The following is a 26553-nucleotide window of genomic DNA, read 5'->3' as shown; positions in this document are numbered from 1 at the left end:
AACAAAATCCACAAAAATCATTAAAACCATTTAGTAAAAACTGATACGTTATAAAGCTAAAAATACGCATGATGAGAGCGTTTATAAATATTACTAATGTTATAGATAAGAAAATAACGCAATCGTTTAATGAATTCCATAATATATCTTTGAAATATAAAATATTTATTGATAATAAATAAGTATTGCGTCATATAAATACTATATATATTAGCAGATATGCTATGAAAAAGCATTTTCCACACCTTTAAAATACTTACTGTATTTTATGTTTTTGTTAGCATATGAGTACTTTGTCGGATGTAGCTATGCCATACAATACCCTTTTATGGGAAATGCAACGCCACTCGTAATCTACATATCATTCAATATAATTTGAAACACAATACCAACAAAAATATCACATATACCATTGATATAACCAAGTTAAATGATATCAACCGTCGTAATAGCCCCCTATTCAATACCGGCCTATTTATCGAAGATAAGGAGTTAAATCACTCATGAAACGTACCGTAACATTTATTGTTTTATCTTCTCTATTGATCGTTTTGTTTGCTGTATTAATATCACTTGGATATACCAAAGTGAATGATCTCTATCCGTACAACGAACTTTATCAGTCATACCTCAAATAACAACTATAGAAATTCAGAATATCGCTAAAAAGAAGAAATAGCAAAAGAATAAATTATCTGTATAGAGAAAATGATCTCCTGTAATTTTCCTACCCGTTTTTAAAATACATCTATTGCCTTCATGATGACTGTATAACTATATCGTATAATGGTACAAAAAGGTATAAAAGCCCTTTGAGATCTGGCTACTAAAAAATGGAAGAAGAAAAATTTAAAAGTGCACTAGATATGTTTAGCTAACAAAAAAGTTTTCGTTGCCCGTCTCTGCAAAAACTGAAATTTTTTATTTTTATTCCATACTTTACTCTTGTAACAAAAGAATAACACATATTGCTATAATATAATCAAATACATGTAGTGAGAATAATAAGACATAAAGAAATATTCATATTAGCAACATAATTTCAAGAAATTACCTATTAAAAATGATTTTTGGCATATCTCCTCCTTTAAACGCAAATTATATTTTTTATCCCTTTTAAAAGTGAAAAATATTATTTTCAGACCTATTCATAAGTGGGATGAGCTATGTGAATAAAAAATGTTTGATAATAAGCTTAAGTATATCTTTTATGAGCTATCTTTAGCACAAAGGTACAACATTAAGATTACGGAAATATCGTGATATTATTGGGTATAAAAATCACACTGCCCAAGAGATTTTTGTGTTGTACCCTTTATGAGAAATGTTAAAAGAAAGGCAGGATATGCTCTCTAGAGCAAATGAGTGAATGAGCCACCACGGTGATATGCATTGTTTAAAAAGTAGGAAATATCTTTTCTTCAAATTTAATAGGCACATTCTAAAAATAAAGGTTCTACAGATTCATTCCAAATAGAATAGTAATGAGACAAAAATTTTTCAGCATCTGTTTTTCCTATTGCAACAACCTCTTCTAAAGGATTAAGAAAATTTGTTTCATCAAAACCATTCGTATCATACTGTTTGCGATTTTTTAAGCCTTTTCGGGCAATAGCGAGAGCTTGACGCGCTAACTCTAAAAGAATAGTTTGACGAAAAGGAGTTCTTAACCCTTCTTTAGGAACGCGTTGGCGCATATCTAAAACTTCTTCAAAACACCAATCTTTTGTCAAAGATTCTGCCTCATTAAGTGCTTCCCTATCATAAAGAAGCCCGACCCAAAAAGCCGACAACGCACAAATTTGCTTCCAAGAGCCGCAATCAGCTCCTCTCATTTCTAAAAATCTTTTTAAGCGGACTTCAGGAAATAACGTTGATAAGTGATTAATCCAATCTCCCATGTTTGGAATTGAATTTGCAACTTGTCCTTTTAATGCTCCATTCATAAACTGGCGAAACGTTATATGTGTACAATCATAATAACGACCATCACGCACAACAAAATACATTGGAACATCAAGAGCCCATTCAACATAATCAGCAAAACCAAAACGCTCAGAAAATATAAAGGGAAGAACGCCTGTCCTCTGATTATCCGTATTACGCCAAATTTCAGAACGCCACGACAAAAAGCCATTTGGGCGTCCTTCTGTAAAAGGTGAACTTGCAAATAATGCTGTTGCAATGGACTGTAATTTCATGGATACCTGCATTTTTCGCCGCATATCACTTTCAGATGAAAAATCAAGATTAACCTGAACTGTTGATGTGCGATACATCATATTAAGACCATTATGCCCCACTTTAGGCATATAATCAGTCATAATCTGATAACGTGATTTAGGCATTCGCGGCGTTTCAGCTAAAGTCCACTTTGGACTAGCTCCAAGACCTAGAAAACCTATACCCAATGGTTCTGCAATTTTTTTGAGAAGAGTTAAATGCTCCATCAACTCGTGATATGTATGGCCTACTGATTTTAATGGTGCACCAGATAATTCAAATTGTCCTCCAGGTTCCAAAGAAATGGCTCCCTGATCAACTGATCCTACGAGCCCAATAATATTCTCTTCATCTAAAATAGGTTTCCACCCTAAGGCGCTTTGCATCCTCTCTAAAAGAGCTCGGATTCCCCTCTCTCCTTCATAAGGAACAGGGTGAAAACCATCTTTATAAAACGGAAATTTTTCATGTTCTGTACCAATACGCCAATCATCTTCTGCTTTATACCCCCCTTGGAAATAGCTAACCAAGGAATCTAAGTTATAAATTTCACTTTCATCAGTTATATCAAGCGCCATAACTTATCGTATCCTATCATTGGTATCATCATCTTAAATGAATTGTTTAGAATGATTTTACAGATTTCTCAATCCATTGCCCAATCCCCCACGGTAGCATTAAGAAGAGCCAAAGCAGCAACAGCGGCAGTGTCAGCGCGTAAAATACGCGGACCTAATGATATTGGAACCACAAAAGGATATTTTTTTAAAAAGTTCCGCTCTTCTTCACTAAAGCCACCTTCCGGTCCAATAAGAATACCAGGTGTTGTAACGTCACGCCTTTTAAAAGAAGGTAATGGATTATGCAATTTATGCTCTTCATCACAAAAGAATAAAGGCTGTGTCTCATCCCATCGTACTAAAAGTTCTGTTAATGATAGAGCAGATACGCATTCAGGGAGAGATAAAATGCCACACTGTTCAGAAGCTTCAATAACATTGGCTTCCATACGCGCCATATTGATACGCGTAACCTGCGTATGATGCGTTATAACAGGCTGCAAAATCGATACCCCCATTTCAACAGCTTTCTGCACCATATAATCCAACCGCGCGTTTTTGAGTGGAGCAAAACAATAAATAAGATTGGAATGCGTCGTTTGTAATCTTTCTTGATGGATAAGCTGAACCACAACAAATTTTTTCTTAACAATGATAAGTTTAGCAAGCCACTCACCATCCTGTCCATTAAAAAGTAAAATTTCTGCTCCTTCTTTCATACGCAAAACATGCACAAGATAAGAAGCTTGTGCCCCCTCTATCTTTATTTCTTCATTCAAAGCCAATGTCTGTCGTATAAATAATCTTTTAAGTTTATAATTTATGCGCATAAAAATTTTGCCAATGCTCACTATTGTCATCGAGAAAATAAAGAAAAATATATAGCAAAAAGAAAAAATTATATCTATAGAACTATAATATATTAAAGAATTATAGAGTTTTTTTAGCTTTATGAGATAATAATAGGAACTTATAGATCCTTAAGTGATTCTACTTTCATGAAAGTTTAAATAATGCACCATTCATCTTGCATTCAGTCATTGATGCATCCGTGGAGGAAAAATATGTCTGCTAAAAAAGCTACAATTATTACGATTACAACCCTCTTAGCCTTTATTTTGATTACAGTGGGAATTGGTTCTGTTGGAGCAGATGGGAAGCATACAATTACCAAAGATGGCTATGGTATTTCTTCTGGGATTCAGTAGGCACTGGCCGACATCCCCCTTAAAAATTTAATGTTTTTGAGAAACTTTTATAAGATTTGCATCAATATTATGAATTTCATGTATTTGAAAGATTCCATAAGAGGGATTTTTATTCCTCTCTTCAAGCATTTATCTATATCAACCACACTTATGACGGAGAGAACGATTTTTACTGCTTCATCACGAACGAATTTAAAATAAGAAAATCTTATGATAGTGGGACCTCTGATTTAAATTTAAAAGACAACTTTAAGTTGTAAAAAGACGAATTACCATTAGTAAGATAGAATGTTATATAGATGAAAAATAATTCTTAATCTGCGTCAATGTCTTTTGTAACCCAAAAATTACCATGATTTTGTCCTTTAGAGCTTAGAGAAAATGTAAAAGGCCATGCAAGGCTATTAGCGAGACATTGGACATCTTTACATAAAGTTTCTGATCTATAATTTTTGCGTAGTTCTGCCTGTAATATCAATTCATTCTGCTTCCCTTGCGCAATAGCAGTTGCAACGGTTCCTTGAATGGATAAGCTCAAGTCTGCTGTACGCATTAATGACTCTGTCACCTTCATCATACCTTCTGAAAAGCTTGTCTGAATATCCCAGTGATCAAATGTTGTTGAAAAAGTATCATTAGTCATTAAAAGAAATTGTTGTTTATTTAAAAGTCTTGTTTGTAATTCATTCAAATCATACCCTAAGAGCCGACCAGAAGACATCTTCAGTGTTAATTCACCTTGCATTTTCGTAAAAGTTTCTCGCCAAGAATCAGCAAATGTTCGTACCGTTGCAGTAAAATTTGTTTTGCTTTGTATAAATGGAATAAATCCCAAGGTTTCTAAAGTCTCCTGCATATCAATAGAAGCCCCTGAAATATTTCCTCCAATACACACTTTCTGTCCAGCTGGCGTAACTTCAATATTACTTTGCACGGATCCACCAAAAATATTCGCATGTCCAAGATCAAAAATACCATGCCCATTTCTTATTTGTATTGCAGCAGCTAAATTTGTAAGTGAAATATTTCCTACTTTAGCTTGTGGCGCAGAAAGTCGTATATCCACGCCAATACGATCAAAAATTGTCATATCAAAGAAGGCATTTTTCTTTTTACCTGAAAAAAACATTGAACCCAAGAGGCGAAGATCTAGGTTGTCAAAGGCTAACGAGCCCATGACATTTGGTACATAATCTTGAAAATCGAGTTTTAAAGCTCCTCGCACATTGGCTTTCCCTATCGTAAATGTAACATTGTTCATTTGAATATGCATTGGCTGCGCTAAAAAATGAGATTCCCATACAATGGGTATTTTTAATTTATGTCCCCAAAACTGATTTCCACCAACCCAAGACAATGTCTGATTCCATCCTGGAGAACGCATCGATACTTTTCCGTCAAAAATATAATATTCAGATAACCGAGCCTTTCCTATAAAAGTTATTCCCCCACGTACAGAATTGAGACTTGCCTTAATATGACTTTTTCCTCCTGCAAGAAGCAGCAATGCTTGAGAAGCATCAATTGATAACTTTGTAAATTCTCCGCGCCAACGCGCATCTGCACGTAACCGTACTTCCTGAGTCGATTCCGGACAATCTAAAGTCGCATTTAATCCTGTTATTTTTTCTGCCATCCCCGAAAAACTATCGTGATAAACAAGAACACCATTTTTAATGACAATCCGCCCAAAAGGTTGTTTTAAAAGGTGCTCTATCTCTGGATGTTCAGGATTATGTTTTAATATTTCACGCGTATTGCGTATTGCCAACCCTAATGCACCTTGTGAGCGAGAAAACCGATCAAAAAAATCTGCTATTGTTTTAACAGGCTTTTCCATAACAAATTGAGGACGCATAATCCGCGTCTCTGAAAAAGAAACATGTCCCCAAAGAAGATCGACGACAGAAAGATCAACTTCTATTGATTCAGCTTCCATTAATGGCGCAACATCATCCATTTTTGATGTTAAAGTAACGCCAGAAAGAAATGCTTTAGGATAAGGAAAAAGATGTAACCGCGGTGGATCACGCAATTGCACATTGTAACCGGTCCATGCACTCAAATCCTGCGCTAAACGAATACGAATCGCATCTGTAGAGATAAGATAAGGTAAAACGAGAATCCCCACTCCAAATAAAAAGATAATTGTAATAAAAATTCCGCTCAAAAATTTTATTATTCTGATGCGCACAATATCCCTCTATATTTATCCCCCTATAACAGATTAAAAACAAACTTAAATGATCATAAAAAGTTTTTATAACCCTATAATTCACTATATCCACTTTGTATCTTCATTATTTTTGTTCTTTATCCAAAATTTATTCAAACAGCAATGTTGCTGCTTCTTTATAAAGCAATTATTTAAAAGTCTTCAAAACTATAAATCCACAACATTATAAAACCATTCTTACTGTTCTCATATGAATATTGCTATAAAACTCTATCGTATTATTAGAAAATGCTTTACAAAAAAACAAACAGCCTTACCGAAAGGATCTCTGAATGAATAATATTATCGATGGAAAAAAACTTGCTGAAGAGATTATTGCGAAAGTTAAGGCCGAAACAATAAAGCTCCGCCATCACTATAATATACAACCTAGTATCGCTGTTATTATCGTTGGAGATGATCCCGCAAGTCAAATATATGTCACCTCAAAAAATAAAAAAGCCGAAGAATGTGGGTTTCGTTCAATCAAACATGTCGTTTCCAAAGAAACGCAAGAAAAAGAACTCCTTCAACTTATTGCAACATTAAATTCTGATCCAAAAATTCATGGTATTTTGGTACAGCTGCCTCTCCCTGCTCATATGAATACAAATCGCATAACACAAGCCGTTGCTTTCCAAAAAGATGTTGATGGTTTTCATTATATTAATGTAGGAAAACTCGCGGCAAATGCACTTGAAGATGCGATTATTCCCTGCACACCAGCTGGTGCCATGATGATGATTGAACAACACTGTGGGCAAGATTTATCTGGACTTGATGCTGTCGTTGTTGGACGCTCTAATATTGTTGGAAAACCTATGGCTGCCCTTTTAACAGCAGCCAATGCCACTGTGACAATTGCCCATAGTCGTACCCGTGACCTTGATGATGTGTGTCGAAGCGCTGATATTCTAGTAGCAGCTGTAGGCCGCCCACAAATGATTAAAAAAGACTGGATAAAAAATGGTGCAATTGTTATTGATGTCGGTATTAACCGCGTTGCTGCACCAGAAAAAGGTATAGGGAAAACACGTCTTGTTGGTGATGTCGATTTTGAAAATGTAAAAGAAAAAGCTGCTGCGATCACCCCTGTTCCAGGAGGCGTTGGGCCAATGACTATTGCCATGCTTATGGTTAATACACTTAAAGCCGCCGCGCGATCACACAATCTGCCTATACCAAAACTCTAAGAATTGTAACAATTTCTTGTATATGGTTTTATTGTACATGATTAAGCTTGTTTATTTTTGCATTTTTCATGTCATAAAAACAGATGCTCCTTGATCTGCACGATTAACGGATTGACGAAAAACATGAAAAAGTTCGCGTCCAACACCATGTTCGTTTTTTGAAAGATCAGGAGGTATGATTTTTCGCACGTTAAATTTTGCTAAATCCTCCAAAAGAGTTAATTTACCCTCACGAGCATCAAGAAAAATAATATCACCATCCTGCAAACGTGCAATGGGGCCATTATCCACTGCTTCCGGTGTCACATGAATGGCAGCAGGAATTTTTCCTGACGCCCCTGACATACGCCCATCGGTTATCAATGCTACCTTTTGACCGCGATCTTGTAAAACGCCTAAAATGGTCGTTAATTTATGAAGCTCTGGCATACCATTGGCTTTTGGTCCTTGATAGCGAATGACAGCGATAAAATCTTTACCATACAACACTCCAGATTTAAACGATTTTTGTAGTTCCTCTTGATCATTAAAAACAAAGACTGGTGCTTTAATCTGCCAATACTCTGGTTTAACAGAGGAAACTTTTATAATAGCTGTTCCCAAATCTCCCGATAAAACACGAAGACCACCGTCAGGCTGAAATGGCTTTCTCCACCCTGCTAACACCTTATGATCACCACTTTCCTTGAGAGCCGCTTCACGCACCACATGACCATCAGCAGAAAGCTTTGCTTCAATTGCATAAGCATTGAGATCTTTACCAAAAACCGTAGAAACATCTTCATGTACTAAACCTGCCTCGATAAGCTCGCGAATAATAAATCCCATCCCCCCAGCAGCATAAAAATGATTGATATCCGCTAAACCATTAGGATAAATGCGCGCTAAAAGAGGCACAACAGATGAAATTTCTGCAATATCATGCCATGTCAATTTAATACCGCAAACAGCAGCCATAGCAATCAAATGAATCGTGTGATTGGTAGAACCTCCTGTTGCATTTAATCCTACAATGGCATTCACAAAAGAACGCTCATCAATGATCATACCAAGTGGACTATAATGATCACCAAGATCTGTTATTTCAAGTACACGTTTCGTAGCTTCTTTTGTTAAAGCATCACGCAACGGTGTATTCGCATTAACAAAAGAAGCTCCCGGCATATGAAGCCCCATCATCTCCAGTATCACCTGATTAGAGTTAGCGGTTCCGTAAAATGTACATGTTCCTGGTCCATGATAAGAACGTGCTTCTGATGCTAAAAGTGTTTGGCGATCTATTTTATTTTCCGCGTAAAGTTGACGTATCTTCGCTTTTTCATCATTACCTTGACCACTTGTCATAGGACCAGCTGGTATAAAAATTCCTGGTAAATGACCAAATGTTAGTGCACCAATCAATAAACCTGGTACAATTTTATCACATACCCCAAGATACAATGCTGCATCAAAGACATCGTGTGATAAGCTTATAGCTGTCGCCATTGCAATTACTTCACGCGAAAAAAGGGAAAGCTCCATCCCCGCATTTCCCTGCGTAACACCATCGCACATCGCGGGAACACCACCTGCAACCTGTGCAACACCACCAACCATACGGGCCGACTCTTTAATTAAGTGAGGAAATTTTTCAAAAGGTTGATGAGCTGAAAGTAAATCGTTATATGCCGTGATAATGCCAATATTCCCAACGATATTTCCCTTCAAACGCTCTTTATCTATTGCACCACAAGCAGCAAAACCGTGAGCCTGATTGGCACATCCTAAAAAACTCCGTTTGGGGCGATGAACTTGTGCTTTCGCAATACGATCTAAGTAAATTTCTCGTGTTGATCGAGAACGTTCATAAATCCTTCGTGTAACTGTAGCAATAGTCTTGGAAAGTGTCATATTCCCCTCCCTCTTTCATTGAGAGAGACTACGTTTTTATTCACCTTGTCTCTCATATTCTGATTCACTTATTTCATTATCTGCAGGCGACCAATAAACCTGTACAAGATGAGGGGAATTACGCAAAACTGCCCGAATAGGCATTTCTATTTCAGATCCATCTTGACAAGCTTCTTCAAAACAATCGCGTTTCTGAAAACCTTCGATATGGAGAATAATACAACGAGACTGCATAATAACTGGCAAAGTTAGTGAGAGTCTTGGCTCAACAGCACTCTTAGCATGAAGGGGTAAAACAAGTGCTTGTGTTCGCAGATCAAGCGCTTGCTTTAAACGATCAGCATCAGGAAAAAAAGAAGCCGTATGTCCATCACCCCCCATTCCTAAAACAACAACATCAAAGGGTTTAGGCAAAGTATTAATACGACTCGCCGCTGAAAAAGCAGCAAGTTCAGCAGTAATCGCTTTATGATAAAGCCCTACAAAACGCGCTTTTTCGGCAAAATTTTGTAACAAATGACACCGTACCATATGCTCATTTGAACGTTCATCGTGTGTAGGAACGAAACGTTCATCGACCAAAGTGATAATGATATTTTTCCAATCAATATCCGCTTTTGACAAATAATGAAAAAACAATTCTGGTGTTTTACCACCAGACACCGCTAAAACTGCTCTCTTACGCTCAAGAACAGATACACTAAGCTCTGCGGCTACTCGATCTGCTAATGCCAAGGCTAAAGTCTGAGGGGTTTCAAAATCTAAACGGTCAATATTCATTCTATACATACTTATTGCTCTAAACTAAATTGTTCCATATACGCCCATCACGTTCCATGAGAATCGTCGAAGCAGATGGCCCCCACGAACCAGCGCTATAACTGTGAAAAGGCTGTTTTATTGCTTCCCACCCCTCAATGATTGGATCAATCCAACGCCAAGCAGCCTCAACTTCATCACGACGCATAAACAGCGTTTGATCTCCACGAATAACATCCATTAATAAACGTTCATAAGCATCAGGATTACGTTCAGAAAATGCGGAAGCAAAACTCATATCTAATGGAATGTGATGAAACCGCATACCGCCGTAACTTGGATCCTTAATCATTAACCATTGTTTTACACCCTCATCAGGTTGGAGACGAATCACAAGCCGATTAGAAAAAAATTCATCTAAATCCACATTAAAAATATTATGAGGAATAGGTTTAAAAACCACAACAATTTCAGACATTCGCGTGAACATGCGCTTACCTGTTCGCAAATAAAAAGGCGTATTAGCCCAACGCCAGTTATCAATCTTAACCTTAAGCGCTACAAATGTTTCAGTATTACTCACTCTTCCCAGATCATCGAAATAAGACTCTACAGATATACCATTTGATAGACCAGAAAGATACTGCCCACGTACAGTATGCTGTCCTACATTATGTACATCAAGCGGTGTTAAAGAATGTAAAATTTTAAGTTTTTCATCGCGCACAGCATTAGCACTGTTGGTAAATGGTATTTCCATCGCAACCAAACAAAGTAATTGCAGCATATGGTTTTGAACCATATCACGTAGAGCACCAGTGCTTTCATAATATTCTTTACGCCCCTCTAACCCTAAAGATTCAGCAACGGTTATTTGAACATGATCAATATAGTTGGAGTTCCATAGCGGTTCATAAAGTGTATTAACAAACCGCAATGCCATTAAGTTTTGAACAGTTTCCTTCCCAAGATAATGATCAATACGAAAGATCTGTTCTTCATTAAAGGCGCTTGCAAATGCATCATTAAGTGAAACAGCTGTTTTTACATCGCGACCAATTGGTTTTTCAATGATAATCCGTGTTTGTGGTGTCACCAAATCATTTTTTCCCAACTTCATCGCAATATCAGCAAAAAGTGACGAACTAACAGCCAAATAAAAAGCTCGAATATTCGCTGTACCTTGTGACAGAAGGAGAGCTAAATCCTCCCACCCTCGATTTGAGGAAACATCAACAGAAACATAGCTTAAACGTGCAAGAAAACGATTGAGTTCTGTTGAATTGAGATCTTTTGGATGGATATGTTTTTCTAAAGAAGTGCGGACAAAATTTTGATATTCTTCATGACTTAAGGAAGTGCGGGAAGCCCCAATAATACGTGTTGGCTCACTGAATTGACCAACACACTGACAATGATACAAGGCCGGCAAAAGCTTGCGCGACGCCAAGTCACCATTGCCACCAAAAACAATACAATCAAAGGAAGAAACTGGAATAATTTTACGCACCATGAACTTGTTTATTTTTCTATTCGATTATGAAATCCCATATCACTTATAAAAGCTTCCATTATTAAAGCAGACAGATACTAAATAAGCCATTAATTTTCTTCATTTCAAGCAATGTTTCCATTAAAGGCGATCCATTAAAGAAAACCAACGCATTGCTAAAAATATAAGCGGATAACGCAAAACTCCTCCCCCCGGAAAAGATGAAATCTTTAAGTCTTGGAAAGAGGAAAAACGTTCATATTTTCCAGTCAACCATTCTGCGTATAATTTTCCTATGAAAGGAGCCAGCATAACGCCATGCCCTGAATAACCACCACAATAAGTCATCCTTGAAAAAAGTTGTCGAACATAGGGCATGCGCTCAACTGTGATGGCAACCGTTGCTCCCCAACAATGGCTTAAATTGATAGAGTGTAATTGAGGATAAATTTCAGCAATTTGCCGTTTTATACGTTCATCTAAATTTAAAGGATGTTTATTATCATAACTTTCTACACCACCAAATAAAAGACGATTATCAATGCTTTTGCGAAAATAGCGAACCATAAAACGGGAATCATCAACCGATTCCCCCCCCATGAGAATTGAACTGTGCTTTGGTAATGGGTCCGTTGCTCCAATATAAGAACGAATAGAAACAATATTTTTTTCAATAAAACGCTCCAAACCAAGTTTATACCCATTTGTTGCAAGTAAAACATGCTCTGCTGTTACACTGCCTTTTTCTGTTATCACTTTCCAATGGGCTCCCTTGCGCCTTACGGTCGTTACTTTTGACTTCTCATAAAGCTTAGCACCAGCATCTTTAGCTTTTTTTGCCAATCCAATAATCAATTTTAAGGGATTTACATGGCCGGTATCCGCATCATAAATACCACCACAATAAAAAGACGATCCAAGTCGCCTAGATGTTTCAGCCCTATCCATAAAAGTAAGCGCATGATAGCCATAACGCTGCATCACCTCAATATGCCGTTGATAAGAGAGAAGCTCACGCCTTTTATGTGTCACAGAAAGCTGTCCTCCTATCAAATCGCACGAACAATTAGGCATCGCGCATAAAGATAAAATATCTCTTTTAGCTTCTTCTGCTAAATCAAACAGAACCTTACTTCGCTCAAAACCATACTTTTTTTCTAATGTTTCTACCCATTGCCGTTGCCCTGTTCCTAGCTGTCCACCATTGCGCCCTGAAGCACCATCACCAAAACGTGATGCTTCAAATAAAACAACATCTACTCCAGCCTTGACTAAATGATAAGCAGCCGATAAACCCGTAAATCCGCCTCCAATAATGACCACATCACACTGTCTGTTTTCACAAAAAGAAGGATAAGAGGGACGTTCTTTTAAAGTATCTTCATACCAAGAAGTTCCTGGAGAAATTGAATTATAATCAATCATCGTCATAAAATTTAAACATTCAGCAGAAGATATTCACGCTCCCACGGACTAATTACTTCCATAAAAGTTTCAAACTCTTGTCGTTTGATTGCAGCATAAGTACTGACAAACACATCCCCTAAAATAGCACGTATCGCTGTATCTTGTTCAAACAAATTGACTGCTTCAATGAGTCCACGCGGTAACTCAATATTATCAGCGTTTACATTATTTGTCGCTGGCTCATCCGGATCAACTTTTTGTTGCAAACCAATAAGACCACACGCTAAAGAAGCTGCAAGGGCTAAATAAGGATTCGCATCTGATGAAGGAAGTCTATTCTCAACACGCCGCGCTTGAGGAGCAGAACGGGGAACTCGAAAAGCTGTAGTACGATTATCATATCCCCATCGCAAATTAACAGGAGCCGAATTATCAGGAACAAGACGTCGATAAGAATTCACATAAGGCGCAAGCATCACAAGTACCCCTGGCATATGTTTTTGCAATCCACCAATAAAATGGCGAAAACAGATACTTTCTTCACCATTTTCCTGTGTAAAAATATTCATACCGGTTTTCTTATCAACAACCGATTGGTGAATATGCATAGCAGAACTCGGCTGCCCTTGAATGGGTTTTGCCATAAAAGTTGCATACATATTATGTTTTAGAGCTGCTTCACGAATTGTTCGTTTGAACATAAAAACTTGATCCGCTAATTCAATAGGATCACCATGACGTAAGTTAATTTCAAACTGACCTGCTCCTTCTTCATGAATGAGAGTATCAATTTCCAATCCTTGTGCCTCTGAAAATTGATAAATATCATCAATCAAATCATCAAACTCATTAACACCAGCAATGGAATACCCCTGTCCACCACCAATTGAACGCCCAGAACGACCAACCGGTGGAACTAACGGATAATCAGGATCGGGATTTTTTTGTACCAAATAAAACTCAATTTCTGGTGAAACAACAGGGCTTAAACCCATTTTTGTGTAAAAATGAACCACCGTTCGTAAAACATTGCGTGGTGTGTAATCCACAACCTGACCATTTTGATACACAAGATCACAAATCACCTGTGCTGTAGGAGCATCTTCCCATGGAACAATGCTTAACGTAGAAAGATCAGGCTCAAGGCGTAAATCACCATCTGCTTTAGGATATTCAAAACCATGACCATCTTCAGGATAATCCCCTGAAATTGTTGCCATAAAAACTGCTGAAGGCAATGCTAATGATGTTTCCGATGTAAATTTTTTAGAAAGCATCATCTTGCCCCGTGGTACCCCTGCTTGATCAGGCGTAATACATTCAATATCCTCTACCTTACGGAAAGCAAGCCATTGTGAAACTTGTTCCCAATTGTGCACACCACGTAAACTTTTGAGAAAACGAGAGACAGGTTTAAAATTTTTACTTTTCGTTTGTTTACCATTTTTTACAGCCATAACATACCAACTTTACAAACAATCAAGTTCTATTCTTATAGTATCAGCCCCTGCTTAAACGACATGAAAAAAAATTATCAACTGATATTTTTGAAGAATACTATAAGATCTATCAAGGTAAAAGAACTTTACGCTCAACAAGCTATCCTATCACCATAGTGAAAAAATTGATATTGCACGCGATACATCGGTGCGAACCTTCTTCTTATATAAAACAGCGAGAAATACCATATTGTACGTACCCTAATTCCGATTCAAATAATCATATATAAGCAAACATTGGCGAGGATAATAAAGGTGAAATATTTAATTTCCTTTTGGTTGTAGTAATGCTTCATATTAAAAGAAAAGTTTCTTTTCTTTTAATATGAAGCAAGTTTTGTAACTCTATTGTTATCCACATAGAAGTAAACACCCTAGGATGGTGAGTAGCCTTTACAGCTAGTGCTTACAAACACTCACCCCGCCGTAATATACGTAAATGTATTTTCAGGATAAGATATACGCTCAGCATTTCCGACATGAAACTTAACCATCCCCTGCATAATAGAGCTATCAACCTTGCTCTGAGCAGATACTTATAGACTCTGCACTTATATCAATTCCCACCGCTTGACATTGCACTTCGCACACAATATTTGGAGCTGAAAATACAGTAGATAGGATTTTTTGCTAATTGCGCCATGCGTGATCCAACATTTGATAGTCTCCAGCCCACTAGGGGTGTGTTATTCTATATCTAAAAAGCCAAAAAATCAGGATCTGAGAACACAATAATATCAATTTCCTTTGAACTAACGTCCTTCATCGTCGATCTTCCACCATCGTAAAATCTTTTTTGTATCAGTTGCTTTCACATACTTTGACTTATGATCTAGTGATACTGTGCAGATTGAGTACACACTCCCAGAGCCCAGATTGTAATTAAGTTCGTAGCATTCTGCTCTTTTATAGAGCTAATATTTGAAAATAAATAACCATAATCTTCAGATATAATACGCCTAGGTTCAATAATTACCGTAAGCTTATATAAATCACAACCCAATTGTGATAGTGCCTCATAAATTTTACGAGGGTGTTCGTCATTGACCGTCACGGCATCGCAAAACGCTGTGGAAATCGGATATCCCCCGCCTAGACTGATAAAACTTTTTTGATCCTTCAATGCGTAAATATCCTTTCCAGCCTTAGTTAAGGTGGATACTATTAACTCAGTCGAATTCAAATTAGAGCCCACATGCAAAGGCACCCCATTAAGCCTAATCCTATTGGATTCTAGCAAAGATAATGCGGCACGTAACTCCGCCGCAGTCATACCAAAACGCGATCTATCCCCGTTTGCCAGTACATGGCACAATCTCAATGAGATTTTAGGCAATATGTCAAAATGGCGGGCAAGAGCGATGATGTCATGTAATTCGATAATATTATCACACTGGACATTTATATGTTTTCTAATAGATAATTCTATCTCTTCTCGAAGTTTTACAGGGATATTAAAAAATATATCTCTACCTTTAAAACCATCTTTTTGCGCTAATGATATTTCATAACCAGACGCAAATTCCAAGTCCCAGCAACATAACAATGATGCCCCGCATGTCCATTAAAATACCCTGCTTTTTCTCGCCCTAGGCATCCATAGCCCGACCACGTAAAACAGGATACCAATTACAATATCAGACCATAAGGCTGCAAGAGAAAGTTCTTTTATATTTTTATCCTTACATTGCCTCTTAAACAAGCTAGCCTGTTCATATAATAAGTTATATGTATAATACATATAACTTCTACAAAAGGAGGATTCATTATGTTCCGTGAAAATCTTTGGTAATACACTCGGGTGAGTGGATCACCAGTCGCCCGTCAATAATATAGTGCAAGTTAAGAAATTGGGGGAGGTAAGCTATGCAACTCGTGGATCATCCTTTTGTGAAGTTCGATCAACTCAAGCCAATTTACAACTTCACATATCCGTTATTTCGCACTATTTCAAATGAATTTTACGATTACCTAGACTTTAATAAACTAGCGCAAAGTAAGCAGATTCCACAAGCGCGTACCATTTCTCTTTATTTGCATATTCCCTTTTGCAAAACCATCTGTTCCTTCTGTCCCTTTCAGAAAGCGGCCTACAAGCGCATTAAGCAAATCGAATCTTATATGTCAGCGCTTACCACAGAGATCAGAACCAAAGGAAATTTCATTCGCTCGCTTAGAGGGCCCATCCGCAGCATCTATATAGGGGGCGGCACACCGTCGCTTTTGTCTGCAGATAATATCCGACACATCGGAAAAGTATTGCATGGCGAATTTGAACTCTCTTCCTTAACCGAGTTTACACTGGAAAGCAAACCGAAGAGCGTCACACGTGATAAACTTTATACTGCCCGTGAGATCGGCGTTAACCGGATCAGCTTCGGTATACAGAGTTTCATTGAGCGTTTCCGATCATTGTTTAACCTCACCTCAACACGTGAACAAATCAACAATACCGTAGCTTGGTCACAAGAGATAATTGGACATGTCGGTTTCGACCTACTATATGGCATGCACAGCCAGCAAGCCGAAGAACTATTATACGATTTGAAGCAAGCCAGCAAGATTCATCCTGAAACAATCAACCTCTATGCAATCAACAATCTGGCTATCACGTCGCAACTGCATAAGTCTTACGCACAAAAAGGGCTAAAGCCATCCAGCCTACAGCATCGACAGATGCTTCGCTTATTTAGCGACATCGTTATGCGCAGCTGCGGCTATGCGCCGTGTAATGGACATTCCTATATCAAAATTGCCAATAACACTCCTCTAACGCTCGCTAAAACGAGTTCAGCTAATTATTTCCGCTATCACAAATATTTGCATGGTTATCATGACGATTATGTGGTTGGATTCGGAGCGTCAGCACTGTCGATTCTCGGCTCACTCGTCACACGAGCCAATCCCAGTCGAAGCGGATACATTACCGACATACAACTTAAAGGCAAATCCAAAGTATACTACAATTGGGTATCAGCGGAGCAACAAGCCTCCAAGGCTTTGTGTATGAGGCTACCTTATAACGGTTATGCCAAAAAAGAAAGAATTGACTGGACCGCACTCCCCTCTTTCGTTTACAATAACCTACAACAGCTCATAGGTGCAGGTCTCATCGCAGAAAGTGATAACGATCTCCAGCTGACTCAGCGTGGTTGGCAATGGTATTCCAACCTTATGTATTTTCTTCTACCTCAGGCAGATAGGAATATCTTGGACGGCTATGTCTCAAACATGCTGAATACAACCGCCGTACTTGATGGACCAGCGGAAACCTGTGTGGCATCTTAAGGAGAAAAGAATGTTCACTCTTTTTGCCAATAAGAACATACGCTATTTTTGCCTAACCGTTAGTCTGCTCGCCTTACTCAGCGGTGCTTTGCGTACTGCAATCCCGCTATTAGCAAGACAATCTGGATATGGCGTAGTCGGAGTAAGTTGGGCGCAAGGTCTCTTCTCATTAGCGTGGCCAATTTTCGGCATCCTTGCAGGCGCTTTACTTGATCGCTGCGACAAAATAAAACTTGCCACCTCGGCTCTCCTCATCTTCATGCTACTGCATATTGTACTGTTCGTACTGCTCATGATACAGATTGCTCCAGCCGAACAAATTTTCTTCTATGCAACCATTGCTGGATTCATCGTCGTTTCTGCCGAAGCTTATATAATGACGATTCCACCACTTATCATGGAGGGAGAGCGATTGATGACCTTCTACTCAATTGTCTTGTTTTTAGATTTCGGGGTCTCCTATTTTCTTGCCCCTGTCATAACAAGCAGCATTTTAGTGCATAGCACACTGCTATTTCTTGGCCTGTTAATCGTGCTTTTTATCACATTGATTTTTACCGCTCGCCGTGCTGTTCCGACATCGCCAACACCTGATAAAGAAAACATCACTTTTCGTTATATCATTGCCGGCTTTCGTTTCATTTTTTCAAATCGGCATCTTACCTCCCTTACATTACTCACATTCTTTCTATCGGTGGTATTTGGAGCATTCCTAACCTCGTTCATCTTCTTCATTACCGACGGTCGGTATCTGGGCCTACATAGCAGCCAATATGGCGTGATGTTTGCAGCCTACGCGCTTGGTACAATGGCAGGTGCCCTATTTGCGGCCACGTATACGCTATGCACCGGTGCGCCTAGCTGTTCTCGCTGACGGTTTAGGGACGGTTATCTTGCTGCTGGTTCCAGCCTTTTCAAAAAGTACTGTCGTCGTATGGGGCGTCACCTTTATCGCTGGCGTTGGAGCAAGCTTATGGTTTATTGGTGTTACCGCCTTCAGGCAGCGCCTCACACCAAAGCAACTTCTCGGGCGAGCTAATTCTGCTTTTCGGGTGATCGGCTATGCTGGAATGCCGGTCGGAAGCTTTTTGGTCGGCGTCCTTGGTTCTTTTATATCATTGCAGTTTGCTGCCGCCTTTATCGCTGGACTACTATTGGTGGCTATCGCGATAACGCTTCCGTTTCTTTGGCAGGCTGATCATATAAACACACCCAACCCTGCCACGAGGTAACAGCTGCCTTTAAAAAAAGACACGGTCAAAAAAGGCACATATACCCTATTACGCAATCGATTGATCTGTTCTTTGGACGAGGAAATTATCACCGTAATGGCTGATAGAGCCAGCGGCACTAATGGAAGCAGCCAAACAAGCGTTAAAGGCAAAATAGCCCCTTTACGTTGCATTGGGCGATGATCTCAACGCCTATATGAAGAATGCAGAGAGCTTATAGCGTACGGAGCGCAATTCTTAACTAAAAACTCCACCCTAGCAATGCCCACTTATACTCCAATTAATCCGTCACCCGCTGGACATCAAATGCCTCACCCCTTTACTGCTCCTCAAAATACATTTTGCTGCACTTACGCGCCGTATTCTTCCTTTGTAATTAAAAGAGCAGCCCTCCTTTCCTAATTTAAGATCTCTGTCTACAAAACGCAGCAACAGATGCGACCATATATGCAATCACGCCTTAGGACCTGCATAGTAGAAAGCTTAGTTCAAGAGATTCATAAAGCCTATATCCCAATAAATTTACCACCCAATCCACCTTTTAAAAGGGCGGCTTTATATAAACCGTTAGAGCAAGCTATGAAATCCTTAGGTGTATTAGAAATAATTGGCGGTTTTTACCTCAGACCAATGTTGATTGACTTTTACTCGTGCATATACGCAAGCGGTGCTACTCTTTTCTCAGATAGAAAGGACATAATCGTTACCATCTGACCTATTATTATTTGAAAATAAAGAAAAAGTATCAGTGTGACTGATGATATTGAAGAGCTATCTCATTATGTGGCTGTACTTAATTACGGCATTGGGAAGCTAGACACGCAATCACCCATTTCTGCGCGCCTTCTGCATAATATTCATAAGATTTTATTACGCGGTAAACGCGGTACGTCCAAAAGCCTTGGCGAATTTCGCAAAGCACAAAATTAGCTTGGTGGTACGCAACTAAAGACAGCGTCATTCGTGCCGCCCACTCCTACCACAGCCCCCCACTTTCTCTACCACCATCCCCCGCTTAGAATCGCGCCAACTCATTACCAGTGCCTCGTCAAACACCACACCAGTCTCAAGGGCGGTAAAATGCGCCTTGCCGCATTTAATCTTCAGCATTTCTTTAAGGCACAAATCAAACTCGCTATTCGTTCCTTTTGTTTCCAGTACAAAATAAAGCTTTTGCGCGCCATCTCACTCTTAAACACCCCCAAATCCGGCGTGTAAAAGCCTATGAGCGTCATGATTTTAAAGCTCCTTGGCAATTTAAAAAATAATTTTACTTCGGAGGCATTATCATTAATTTTGCGCAAATTCTTTCTCAATTATAAACCACATGATCATATACACTCTTCTCACTCACCAGAGCTGTACGCTCTAAATTCGCCAAAAGTTAGCTACTTGCAAAACATTCTTGCACACTATAGTCTTGGCCAGCTAGTTTTAAATATTTAATACCAGCAATAGTAAAATTGACATACGCTTTATCGAGGATTTCCTCCGCGCACTCTAAAAAAGCTTGCGTTTTTTGCAAAATCTAATACGCGCCCACTATTTAGCAAAACATCAATATCATAAGCCTCTTGATATGCTCGTTCCCGATATTTCTAGCTAATAGCAGCACAATCATTTGGCGTATTCAAATCGATAAGCATCTCTACTAAAAACGATGGACAGCTATTAATTTCGACTAAATCCATATAAGATGACCCACACACTATTTTTTCCTGTGTCTTTATGTAAGTCACAGGCAAGGCCCTGTTCAACTGTATCTTCACTTTCAAACCTCTTCGTCTTTTATTAACTTTTTATCAGTATAAAGCCAGGCCAAATTAAGCGGGATAATTAAACATATACAAAGCAAGGTGAAACAAAAAGCTGCTTCTATACAAACCTTGTTCGCCAACCAACCAATCAGCACAAGCGCTAAAATACCAAAAATACGTGCAAGAAAACTAACAATGGATAAAACCGTATTTGCATTCTTTTGTTGAATATGTTTAAAAAATTCTGCTTCAAACTGCGTTACGGGGACAGAAAAAAAACTGTGAAATACGGTGAATAAAATAATGGGGGCCCAACTGTTTGCAACGAGAAGCAGAGCAAGCATAACAACAGCACTCAGGACTAGTGAGTACAAAGTTATCGCCATAGGAGCGTATTTTTGCATAAGATATTTAATTACAAAGCGATTAAATAAGTATTTTACGAGAGTATAAGACACAAAGCACAGGCCAAGAATAAGAATTTTAGTCTTTCCTGTTGCATTGTCTAATACTCCTGTTTGTCCCAAAATAAAAGGTTGCCAAAAATGAAATATTGGCTGCAATGCGGCAACAATAAAACCACATATCAATATATAATATAACCCGATTTTTGAGGTAACTAAATAAGCAAAAGCTTCTGTTGCATGCAACAAAGAACCTGAGTCTATTGGCTGACTACCCGAAACGGATGCAATACCTATCCCCGTCACCCGACTAAACAAGAATACAAGCACGAGAAATCCGAAAGAACAAAAATAATATGCCGACTGATAATTATCCATACACAAAACAATAAGAACACCTAGCGCACCAGCAACCGTATTCATGAATGCCGTTAGTTCCCGCTTATAGGCGTTTACTTGGTGGTAGATCAAACTACCCTTGTAACTACCGCCGTCGATTAAGCCTTTAATCCATGTGCTATCAGCGCCAGAACATAAAGCAAAGCCTAAAGCATAAATAATTTCTGCCGGAATTAAGACAGAAAGATTAGGTGCGTAGATACATAAAAAGAAGAAGAGCGAAAAAAAGAAACATGATAAGATAACATTTTGTTTAACGCCGATTTTATCTCCTAAAATCCCACAAGGCACTTCAAAAATACAAATAGCTACGCTAAACACAATTTGCAATAAAGCTAATTGTGCTATACTAACGCCCATAGACAAGAAAAAAAAAGCATGGAAGGAACCTGTAATCAACCGAACCCCGCTCATTGCCGCACAGCCATAGAGCAACTTTTTAACTTCATAATCTATCGTCATTAATATATCTAAAAGCTATAAAGCTGGTAGCCTTTTTCTGCTCACTTGCTTGGACTTTGAGCGCAGTAACATCAACCCGCTTAATTTGATTTTTTTCAGTGGCTTATACATATTTTTAGTTTTCAAAATTATACCTCCTGTATTAGAAGTGTAGATTATAGTTACTTTTTGTCAATTTATTATTTTGATATAAAAAAGCTTTTCTGTCCTCCCCGCGCTCACGTTAAGTATTTCATGCACCAATCATTCTGCAACAACCTTAGCCGAAACAACTTGATATTGCAGGACATGTCCATAAAGCGTATGCACAACTGGTACCAAATATTCACATGACAGTAGCGCATTTTTTGCTGTACTGCCATGAGAGAGAAGACCAACAGCTTTATCCCAAAAAGCATCATAATCCAAATTATCAAGAGCGTTTTTCACCCCCTCCTTGAATAAGACCTGTGATAAAAAGGATTTGCAAAAATAACACCGTTAGCGGCTGCGATTGTTTTAACAAATGCATGCACTTCAGCACCGCTGATTGTATTGTAATGACTTATAAAAACAATAACTTTTTTAAATGACTCTTCAACCGCGTATAAATATAAGCATGCTTTTTCTAGTCCTTTTTTACGGTATTAAACTGTTCTAATCTACCGAACTTACTCTTAAATTGAAGCCGAATAATTTTAATAAATCCATATTATTTTAAAAATTCAATAAAGACTATTGAGGCTACAATCAAAGGCATTTCTTTTCAATATTAAGCAAATTTTGTAACCTATATTGTTATCTCCATAAAAGTAAAACAGACTCTATGGACGGTGTTAGCTATGCCTTCACAGCTAATGCTTTACAAGCGCTTTTGTAACACTCACTTCGCCCCAAACATAGGATTGCGTTTTATTAAATAACCCACGCGCATATAGTTAAAGAGAGAAACGATTAAGCTTGCACCAATCATGCCAAACCAATAACCTATAAAGCCATATTCAAAAAAATGTGCCATTAATGCGCCTCCAAATAGGCCTACCCCCCAATAGCTTATTGTTACAACAATTGTTGGCCAAAATGTATCAAGCAAACCCACAAGTATGCCATTGAGCATAGCTCCTAAAGTGCCAAAAGCAAAAGACAATAAGACAAACGGAAGCAACTCCCAAGAGAAAACAATAACGTGGACTGAAGAAATGTCAAAGATGATTGAAAGAATGAATTCATAAGAAAAATAAACACCCCCTGATAAAAACAAGACATAAGCTATAGCAAAAATTGTGACATTCATACGTAACTGTTTTAGAGCCATATGATTCCGATCGGCTTGATACCACGCTGCTATGGTCGCAGCTGCGCTGGAAATCCCCAAAGCTACCACAGAAATAAGCATATCAAGACGCATTCCAATCGTATGCGCAGCCAAAGCTTCGACCCCAAAAGCTGTAATCATGAAGGCAATGACAGAAGGAAAGCCCTCCGCAATAAGAATACGGATACCAATGGGAAGTCCTATGAACAGTAATTGTATTATTCGTGAAATTTCTAACTTTGGTCTTAAATAATTAAAGTGAAAGGAACTAAAAGTAGAATTGCGGGACAGAATTATTGCTACTGCCATAACAATCAAAATACGGATCAAACTACTCGCAATTCCAGCACCAAAGACACCAAATCCGCTTGCAGGACCTATACCAAAAATAAGCAGCCAAGAGATGAAAAAATTTACAGGAATAGCGGCAAGCATAACCCAGGCTAAGGGCTGTGGATTACCAATTGCTGACAGCAATCCGCGGCTATTCACATAAAGATAAAAAAACACCACTCCTATAGCAGCACCACTATTATATTCCTGCGCTATATTGGCAATTGTCCCATCTTGGCCGAGAAGACACAAAATATTCCTCGTGTTGAGTAAAATGATCGCACTTATTATTCCAATCAAAAGGGAAAGCCATATTCCTTGATCAAACCATGCCTTCAATGCATCTCTATCTTGTTTGCGAAAACTTTCCGCAAGTTTTGGTGCAACTGCGGTAATAATCCCTAGTCCCAACAACATAACAAAACTAAACATACTTAGAGCCAACATTGTACCACTCAAGGCTTGAACGCCTAAATGCGCCACAAGTGCCGCATCTGTGAAGGAAATCATCATCTGAGAGATAAAACCAATAGCCAGTGGCATGCCAAGAGATAGCAATTGCTTCATCACAACAAACATTGTGAAATCCCCTTCCCTATTGAAGGGCCTATTAAACCTAGATCTTTTAAACAAAACGTATTGATTTTTTCTGTCAAGTCTTTCCATCGCAAATTTTGCGTAAAAGATGCATAATGAGAACTCATTAAGCTAAGAGGAGATGCCCAGTTATTAAAGGAGAAGCGCAATGCACCTTTATTCGTTTTTTGGATTTCATGCCATGCGTTTTTTTGTACAACATTATACCCCCAGCAGCTAAAGTCGTTGATACAATATCCTTAGCAAGCGTTTGTTCGTCTTGCACATCCCATTTTCAGTATTTTCAATAAAATTTTTTGGTACTGCAAGAGATACATCGTTCGAACCTTCTCTTTAAAAACACACCGTAATTACAAGCGGCTTCAAAAAACAGCCTTACTAATATAATATTAGCTAGAGGGTTACATGTATATCGCAATAATAATGCACTCATTCCCGCAAGAGTGCTCCACATATTATGGCGTAGACTGTACAAACTCTGCCGCTCTTGCATACTCAGGCGTAAGGCCACTTAGTCGTATGGCAGCCGCAGTTTCAACGTAAAACAGCGAACGCTTCTGTATCATAATACTTGACAGAAGCATCAACAGCTAAGGATATAGGAACTAATTTATATTTTTTCGAAACGTTATATATAAATTTAATGTGCCTCCCCAGAACACACCATCGGTAAACCCACTTAAAAGACCAAAAAGAAGGTTAAAATCAAAGGCATATTTCAAATCAGGTTCAACCTTGAGAAACACAATCAATGTGAATTTGATGACAAAAGCGATAAGAATAAATATCAGCGTCAACGGCGTACCAGGACGAATAATTAAACCCGTTCCCTCTTTGATTTTTAAACGCGGAGTGGCACGCCAGAGCAACCAGCCAACGCCAACGCCGATCATCAGCCCTGCCAACATTGAGACTGCTCCCCAGCGCGGGAACGCCAGCTCTTTAATCACATCGCTTGCGCCCAAAAAAAGAAAGATTATCGGCAATAGAAAAAGGCGGTAAACCTTCATTTCCCTATCTTTCAATGCGATTATTCCCCTCGCGATGAGAAAAATAAGTAAAATCCAGGCCCATAAAGGGGTTCCAGTCAGAATGTTAAACAATGACATATTATGCTCCATGATGTTTGACGCGATAAAAATATTGTATGATGTTAGGAAGATATTTAGAAAAAAGAATACCAACACAAATTAAACTCATAGTGACCAACCAAAGCTGGGGGGAGCATGTAAAAAAAGCCCCTAGAAGACCATTGGCAAAAAAGATGATGACCCAAATCCATGTAATATATTTATTGATGAGATAAAAGAGGATATGTTTGCGTTTTTCTTCAGAAACACCAGCAGGAGCATAAAAAATGGTAAAGGGTTTCTTTACCAGCAAGCTCATCAATGAAACCAGAGCAAGTGACAGATAGCAAAAAACTGTGGGGTAGTTCAGTAAAAGTGTAGACCATCCAGCGAAATAATTAACAAACAGGACAATAAATGTCAGAATGTTCGTAATCATCACGGGTTCTCCCTGTCGGATAATTTTAATATTCAGAGCAATAATGAATAATAAAAGCACAGTCAAGATGAGAGAGCGTTCGACCAGAGTTAAAACGTTTCCATTGATAACCCAGGAGTAAATACTCCACGGAATAAAAGAGATTATTATGTTAAACATGGCGCATCCTCCTTTTTATATTTGATAGAAAACTTACCGCAAGTGCTTCGTTTTTTAGTTTCCGTATGAATAAAAAAACGCCACCCGGTTCACACTTTGTATCCTGTTTAATGGTCAACTGATAGGTATCTTCCGAATAAACTGCTTCAATGAACTTTACTTTTTTCAGCGCAACAGATGCGATATTTTTCGCCCTACCCTGCGTGGTCAAAGCCAGAACCATCTCAATCAATAGTGAACCAGGACATACGGCGCGGGAGGGGAAATGTTCCTCAAAAAGCGGGTGATGCGCATTAAAGGAAAAAGTACAAGAATCTCCGGTTACGGAGGAAATCTTACATAAATCGCCTAGTAATGGAAGAGCGGCTTTCTCAGAACACGAGCTAGGGAAGCAGACCTTACTGACAATGATGATTGCCTGCGCAATACGGCCCTGCCATTGTCGCATGGGCTGGCCTTACAGTGAATACGGTAGGCCTCATTAATGCGTTCAATATATCCTTCAACGCGCAACCGATCGCTATCAAAATGGGTGGTAGAGAAAAACTGTTCAACTATAACAGGGAGATAGCGATAAGTGAGATCCGAGTTTTTAGCCACCACGGTGGCGAATCGAACTGAAAACTGATGCAAGGCTTCGAGTAACAAGCCCTGTTTCAAATAGTTATGGGCT

Annotated in this window: 21 protein-coding genes and 1 pseudogene; 6 read left to right on the top strand and 16 right to left on the bottom strand. The window is 38.6% G+C overall.

Translation table 11 applies throughout. The features are described from left to right. Positions 1-1427: 1427 nt before the first annotated feature. Together ACFIKO_RS04225 and ACFIKO_RS04220 are read right to left on the bottom strand one after the other, a co-directional pair. The gene (locus ACFIKO_RS04225; protein ID WP_375619714.1) at positions 1428-2801 is read right to left on the bottom strand and encodes a glutamate--cysteine ligase; all 1374 of its coding nucleotides are present in this window, start codon (positions 2799-2801) and stop codon (positions 1428-1430) included. Between the two features lie 68 nt (positions 2802-2869). After that, entirely contained in the window at positions 2870-3613 is a 744-nt protein-coding gene (locus tag ACFIKO_RS04220) for a 16S rRNA (uracil(1498)-N(3))-methyltransferase (protein WP_375619713.1), read from the bottom strand. Positions 3614-3847: 234 nt separating this feature from the next. Between ACFIKO_RS04220 and ACFIKO_RS04215 the strand changes: the two genes are divergently transcribed. Then, positions 3848-3991 (top strand): hypothetical protein, encoded by a 144-nt coding sequence (locus ACFIKO_RS04215; protein ID WP_012754785.1) that lies wholly within the window; start codon positions 3848-3850, stop codon positions 3989-3991. 313 nt (positions 3992-4304) lie between these two features. Here ACFIKO_RS04215 and ACFIKO_RS04210 read toward each other — a convergent pair whose 3' ends face one another. Next, entirely contained in the window at positions 4305-6185 is a 1881-nt protein-coding gene (locus ACFIKO_RS04210; protein ID WP_375673398.1) for an AsmA family protein, read from the bottom strand. A 314-nt stretch (positions 6186-6499) separates the two neighbouring features. On the opposite strand from ACFIKO_RS04210, the gene folD reads away from it, so the two are divergent. Next, the gene (gene folD / locus ACFIKO_RS04205; protein ID WP_375619711.1) at positions 6500-7399 is read left to right on the top strand and encodes a bifunctional methylenetetrahydrofolate dehydrogenase/methenyltetrahydrofolate cyclohydrolase FolD; all 900 of its coding nucleotides are present in this window, start codon (positions 6500-6502) and stop codon (positions 7397-7399) included. A gap of 66 nt (positions 7400-7465) precedes the next feature. On the opposite strand, the gene edd is transcribed toward folD, so the two are convergent. The 6 genes from edd to ACFIKO_RS04175 form a co-directional block, all read right to left on the bottom strand. Beyond that, positions 7466-9289 carry a phosphogluconate dehydratase gene (gene edd / locus ACFIKO_RS04200; RefSeq protein WP_375619710.1) on the bottom strand — a complete coding sequence of 608 codons (1824 nt, stop codon included), beginning with the start codon at positions 9287-9289 and terminating at the stop codon, positions 7466-7468. Between the two features lie 36 nt (positions 9290-9325). Continuing rightward, entirely contained in the window at positions 9326-10078 is a 753-nt protein-coding gene (gene pgl, locus ACFIKO_RS04195; RefSeq protein WP_375619709.1) for a 6-phosphogluconolactonase, read from the bottom strand. A gap of 10 nt (positions 10079-10088) precedes the next feature. Continuing rightward, complete coding sequence (zwf, locus tag ACFIKO_RS04190) at positions 10089-11561, bottom strand: glucose-6-phosphate dehydrogenase (protein WP_375673395.1); 1473 nt, start codon at positions 11559-11561, stop codon at positions 10089-10091. A 120-nt stretch (positions 11562-11681) separates the two neighbouring features. Next, positions 11682-12965, bottom strand: coding sequence for an NAD(P)/FAD-dependent oxidoreductase (locus ACFIKO_RS04185; RefSeq protein WP_375673420.1), 1284 nt, complete (start codon positions 12963-12965; stop codon positions 11682-11684). Positions 12966-12976: 11 nt separating this feature from the next. Continuing rightward, positions 12977-14404, bottom strand: coding sequence for a glutamine synthetase family protein (locus ACFIKO_RS04180; protein ID WP_375673393.1), 1428 nt, complete (start codon positions 14402-14404; stop codon positions 12977-12979). 874 nt (positions 14405-15278) lie between these two features. Then, on the bottom strand, positions 15279-15974 hold the full coding sequence (locus ACFIKO_RS04175; protein ID WP_375673391.1) for a hypothetical protein: 696 nt from the start codon (positions 15972-15974) through the stop codon (positions 15279-15281). Between the two features lie 338 nt (positions 15975-16312). On the opposite strand from ACFIKO_RS04175, the gene ACFIKO_RS04170 reads away from it, so the two are divergent. From ACFIKO_RS04170 to ACFIKO_RS04155, 4 genes are all read left to right on the top strand, one after another. Then, complete coding sequence (locus ACFIKO_RS04170) at positions 16313-17734, top strand: coproporphyrinogen-III oxidase family protein (protein WP_375673389.1); 1422 nt, start codon at positions 16313-16315, stop codon at positions 17732-17734. Between the two features lie 10 nt (positions 17735-17744). Then, complete coding sequence (locus tag ACFIKO_RS04165) at positions 17745-18608, top strand: MFS transporter (RefSeq protein ID WP_375673387.1); 864 nt, start codon at positions 17745-17747, stop codon at positions 18606-18608. 19 nt (positions 18609-18627) lie between these two features. Next, positions 18628-18966 carry a hypothetical protein gene (locus tag ACFIKO_RS04160; protein WP_375673385.1) on the top strand — a complete coding sequence of 113 codons (339 nt, stop codon included), beginning with the start codon at positions 18628-18630 and terminating at the stop codon, positions 18964-18966. Between the two features lie 750 nt (positions 18967-19716). Continuing rightward, entirely contained in the window at positions 19717-19896 is a 180-nt protein-coding gene (locus ACFIKO_RS04155) for a hypothetical protein (RefSeq protein WP_375619703.1), read from the top strand. 27 nt (positions 19897-19923) lie between these two features. Here ACFIKO_RS04155 and ACFIKO_RS04150 read toward each other — a convergent pair. From ACFIKO_RS04150 to ACFIKO_RS04120, 7 genes and pseudogenes are all read right to left on the bottom strand, one after another. Next, positions 19924-20270: pseudogene (locus tag ACFIKO_RS04150) on the bottom strand (hypothetical protein). A gap of 467 nt (positions 20271-20737) precedes the next feature. After that, complete coding sequence (locus tag ACFIKO_RS04145) at positions 20738-21988, bottom strand: MFS transporter (RefSeq protein WP_375673383.1); 1251 nt, start codon at positions 21986-21988, stop codon at positions 20738-20740. A 243-nt stretch (positions 21989-22231) separates the two neighbouring features. Then, the gene (locus ACFIKO_RS04140; protein WP_375673381.1) at positions 22232-22417 is read right to left on the bottom strand and encodes an NADPH-dependent FMN reductase; all 186 of its coding nucleotides are present in this window, start codon (positions 22415-22417) and stop codon (positions 22232-22234) included. Between the two features lie 433 nt (positions 22418-22850). Further along, positions 22851-24194 carry an MATE family efflux transporter gene (locus ACFIKO_RS04135; RefSeq protein WP_375673379.1) on the bottom strand — a complete coding sequence of 448 codons (1344 nt, stop codon included), beginning with the start codon at positions 24192-24194 and terminating at the stop codon, positions 22851-22853. Between the two features lie 623 nt (positions 24195-24817). Beyond that, the gene (locus tag ACFIKO_RS04130; protein WP_375619698.1) at positions 24818-25321 is read right to left on the bottom strand and encodes a hypothetical protein; all 504 of its coding nucleotides are present in this window, start codon (positions 25319-25321) and stop codon (positions 24818-24820) included. A 1-nt stretch (position 25322) separates the two neighbouring features. Beyond that, the gene (locus ACFIKO_RS04125; RefSeq protein WP_375619697.1) at positions 25323-25880 is read right to left on the bottom strand and encodes a hypothetical protein; all 558 of its coding nucleotides are present in this window, start codon (positions 25878-25880) and stop codon (positions 25323-25325) included. Beyond that, complete coding sequence (locus tag ACFIKO_RS04120) at positions 25873-26328, bottom strand: hypothetical protein (RefSeq protein WP_375619696.1); 456 nt, start codon at positions 26326-26328, stop codon at positions 25873-25875. The genes ACFIKO_RS04125 and ACFIKO_RS04120 overlap by 8 nt, the downstream gene beginning before the upstream one ends. Positions 26329-26553: the final 225 nt, after the last annotated feature.

It is taken from the genome of Bartonella sp. TS82HLJMH (assembly GCF_042193495.1).
GTDB classification, from domain to species: Bacteria; Pseudomonadota; Alphaproteobacteria; order Rhizobiales; family Rhizobiaceae; genus Bartonella; species Bartonella grahamii.
The sequence above is the reverse complement of the archived record's forward strand: the minus strand, read 5'-3'. Positions and strand labels throughout refer to the sequence as shown.

Bases quoted from the DNA above. Each gene is read 5' to 3' on its own strand.
- ACFIKO_RS04225 (WP_375619714.1), bottom strand. From the start codon at position 2,801: ATGGCGCTTGATATAACTGATGAAAGTGAAATTTATAACTTAGATTCC.
- ACFIKO_RS04220 (WP_375619713.1), bottom strand. From the start codon at position 3,613: ATGCGCATAAATTATAAACTTAAAAGATTATTTATACGACAGACATTG.
- ACFIKO_RS04215 (WP_012754785.1), top strand. From the start codon at position 3,848: ATGTCTGCTAAAAAAGCTACAATTATTACGATTACAACCCTCTTAGCC.
- folD (WP_375619711.1), top strand. From the start codon at position 6,500: ATGAATAATATTATCGATGGAAAAAAACTTGCTGAAGAGATTATTGCG.
- edd (WP_375619710.1), bottom strand. From the start codon at position 9,289: ATGACACTTTCCAAGACTATTGCTACAGTTACACGAAGGATTTATGAA.
- pgl (WP_375619709.1), bottom strand. From the start codon at position 10,078: ATGTATAGAATGAATATTGACCGTTTAGATTTTGAAACCCCTCAGACT.
- zwf (WP_375673395.1), bottom strand. From the start codon at position 11,561: ATGGTGCGTAAAATTATTCCAGTTTCTTCCTTTGATTGTATTGTTTTT.
- ACFIKO_RS04185 (WP_375673420.1), bottom strand. From the start codon at position 12,965: ATGATTGATTATAATTCAATTTCTCCAGGAACTTCTTGGTATGAAGAT.
- ACFIKO_RS04180 (WP_375673393.1), bottom strand. From the start codon at position 14,404: ATGGCTGTAAAAAATGGTAAACAAACGAAAAGTAAAAATTTTAAACCT.
- ACFIKO_RS04170 (WP_375673389.1), top strand. From the start codon at position 16,313: ATGCAACTCGTGGATCATCCTTTTGTGAAGTTCGATCAACTCAAGCCA.
- ACFIKO_RS04165 (WP_375673387.1), top strand. From the start codon at position 17,745: ATGTTCACTCTTTTTGCCAATAAGAACATACGCTATTTTTGCCTAACC.
- ACFIKO_RS04145 (WP_375673383.1), bottom strand. From the start codon at position 21,988: ATGACGATAGATTATGAAGTTAAAAAGTTGCTCTATGGCTGTGCGGCA.
- ACFIKO_RS04135 (WP_375673379.1), bottom strand. From the start codon at position 24,194: ATGTTTGTTGTGATGAAGCAATTGCTATCTCTTGGCATGCCACTGGCT.
- ACFIKO_RS04130 (WP_375619698.1), bottom strand. From the start codon at position 25,321: ATGTCATTGTTTAACATTCTGACTGGAACCCCTTTATGGGCCTGGATT.
- ACFIKO_RS04125 (WP_375619697.1), bottom strand. From the start codon at position 25,880: ATGTTTAACATAATAATCTCTTTTATTCCGTGGAGTATTTACTCCTGG.
- ACFIKO_RS04120 (WP_375619696.1), bottom strand. From the start codon at position 26,328: ATGCGACAATGGCAGGGCCGTATTGCGCAGGCAATCATCATTGTCAGT.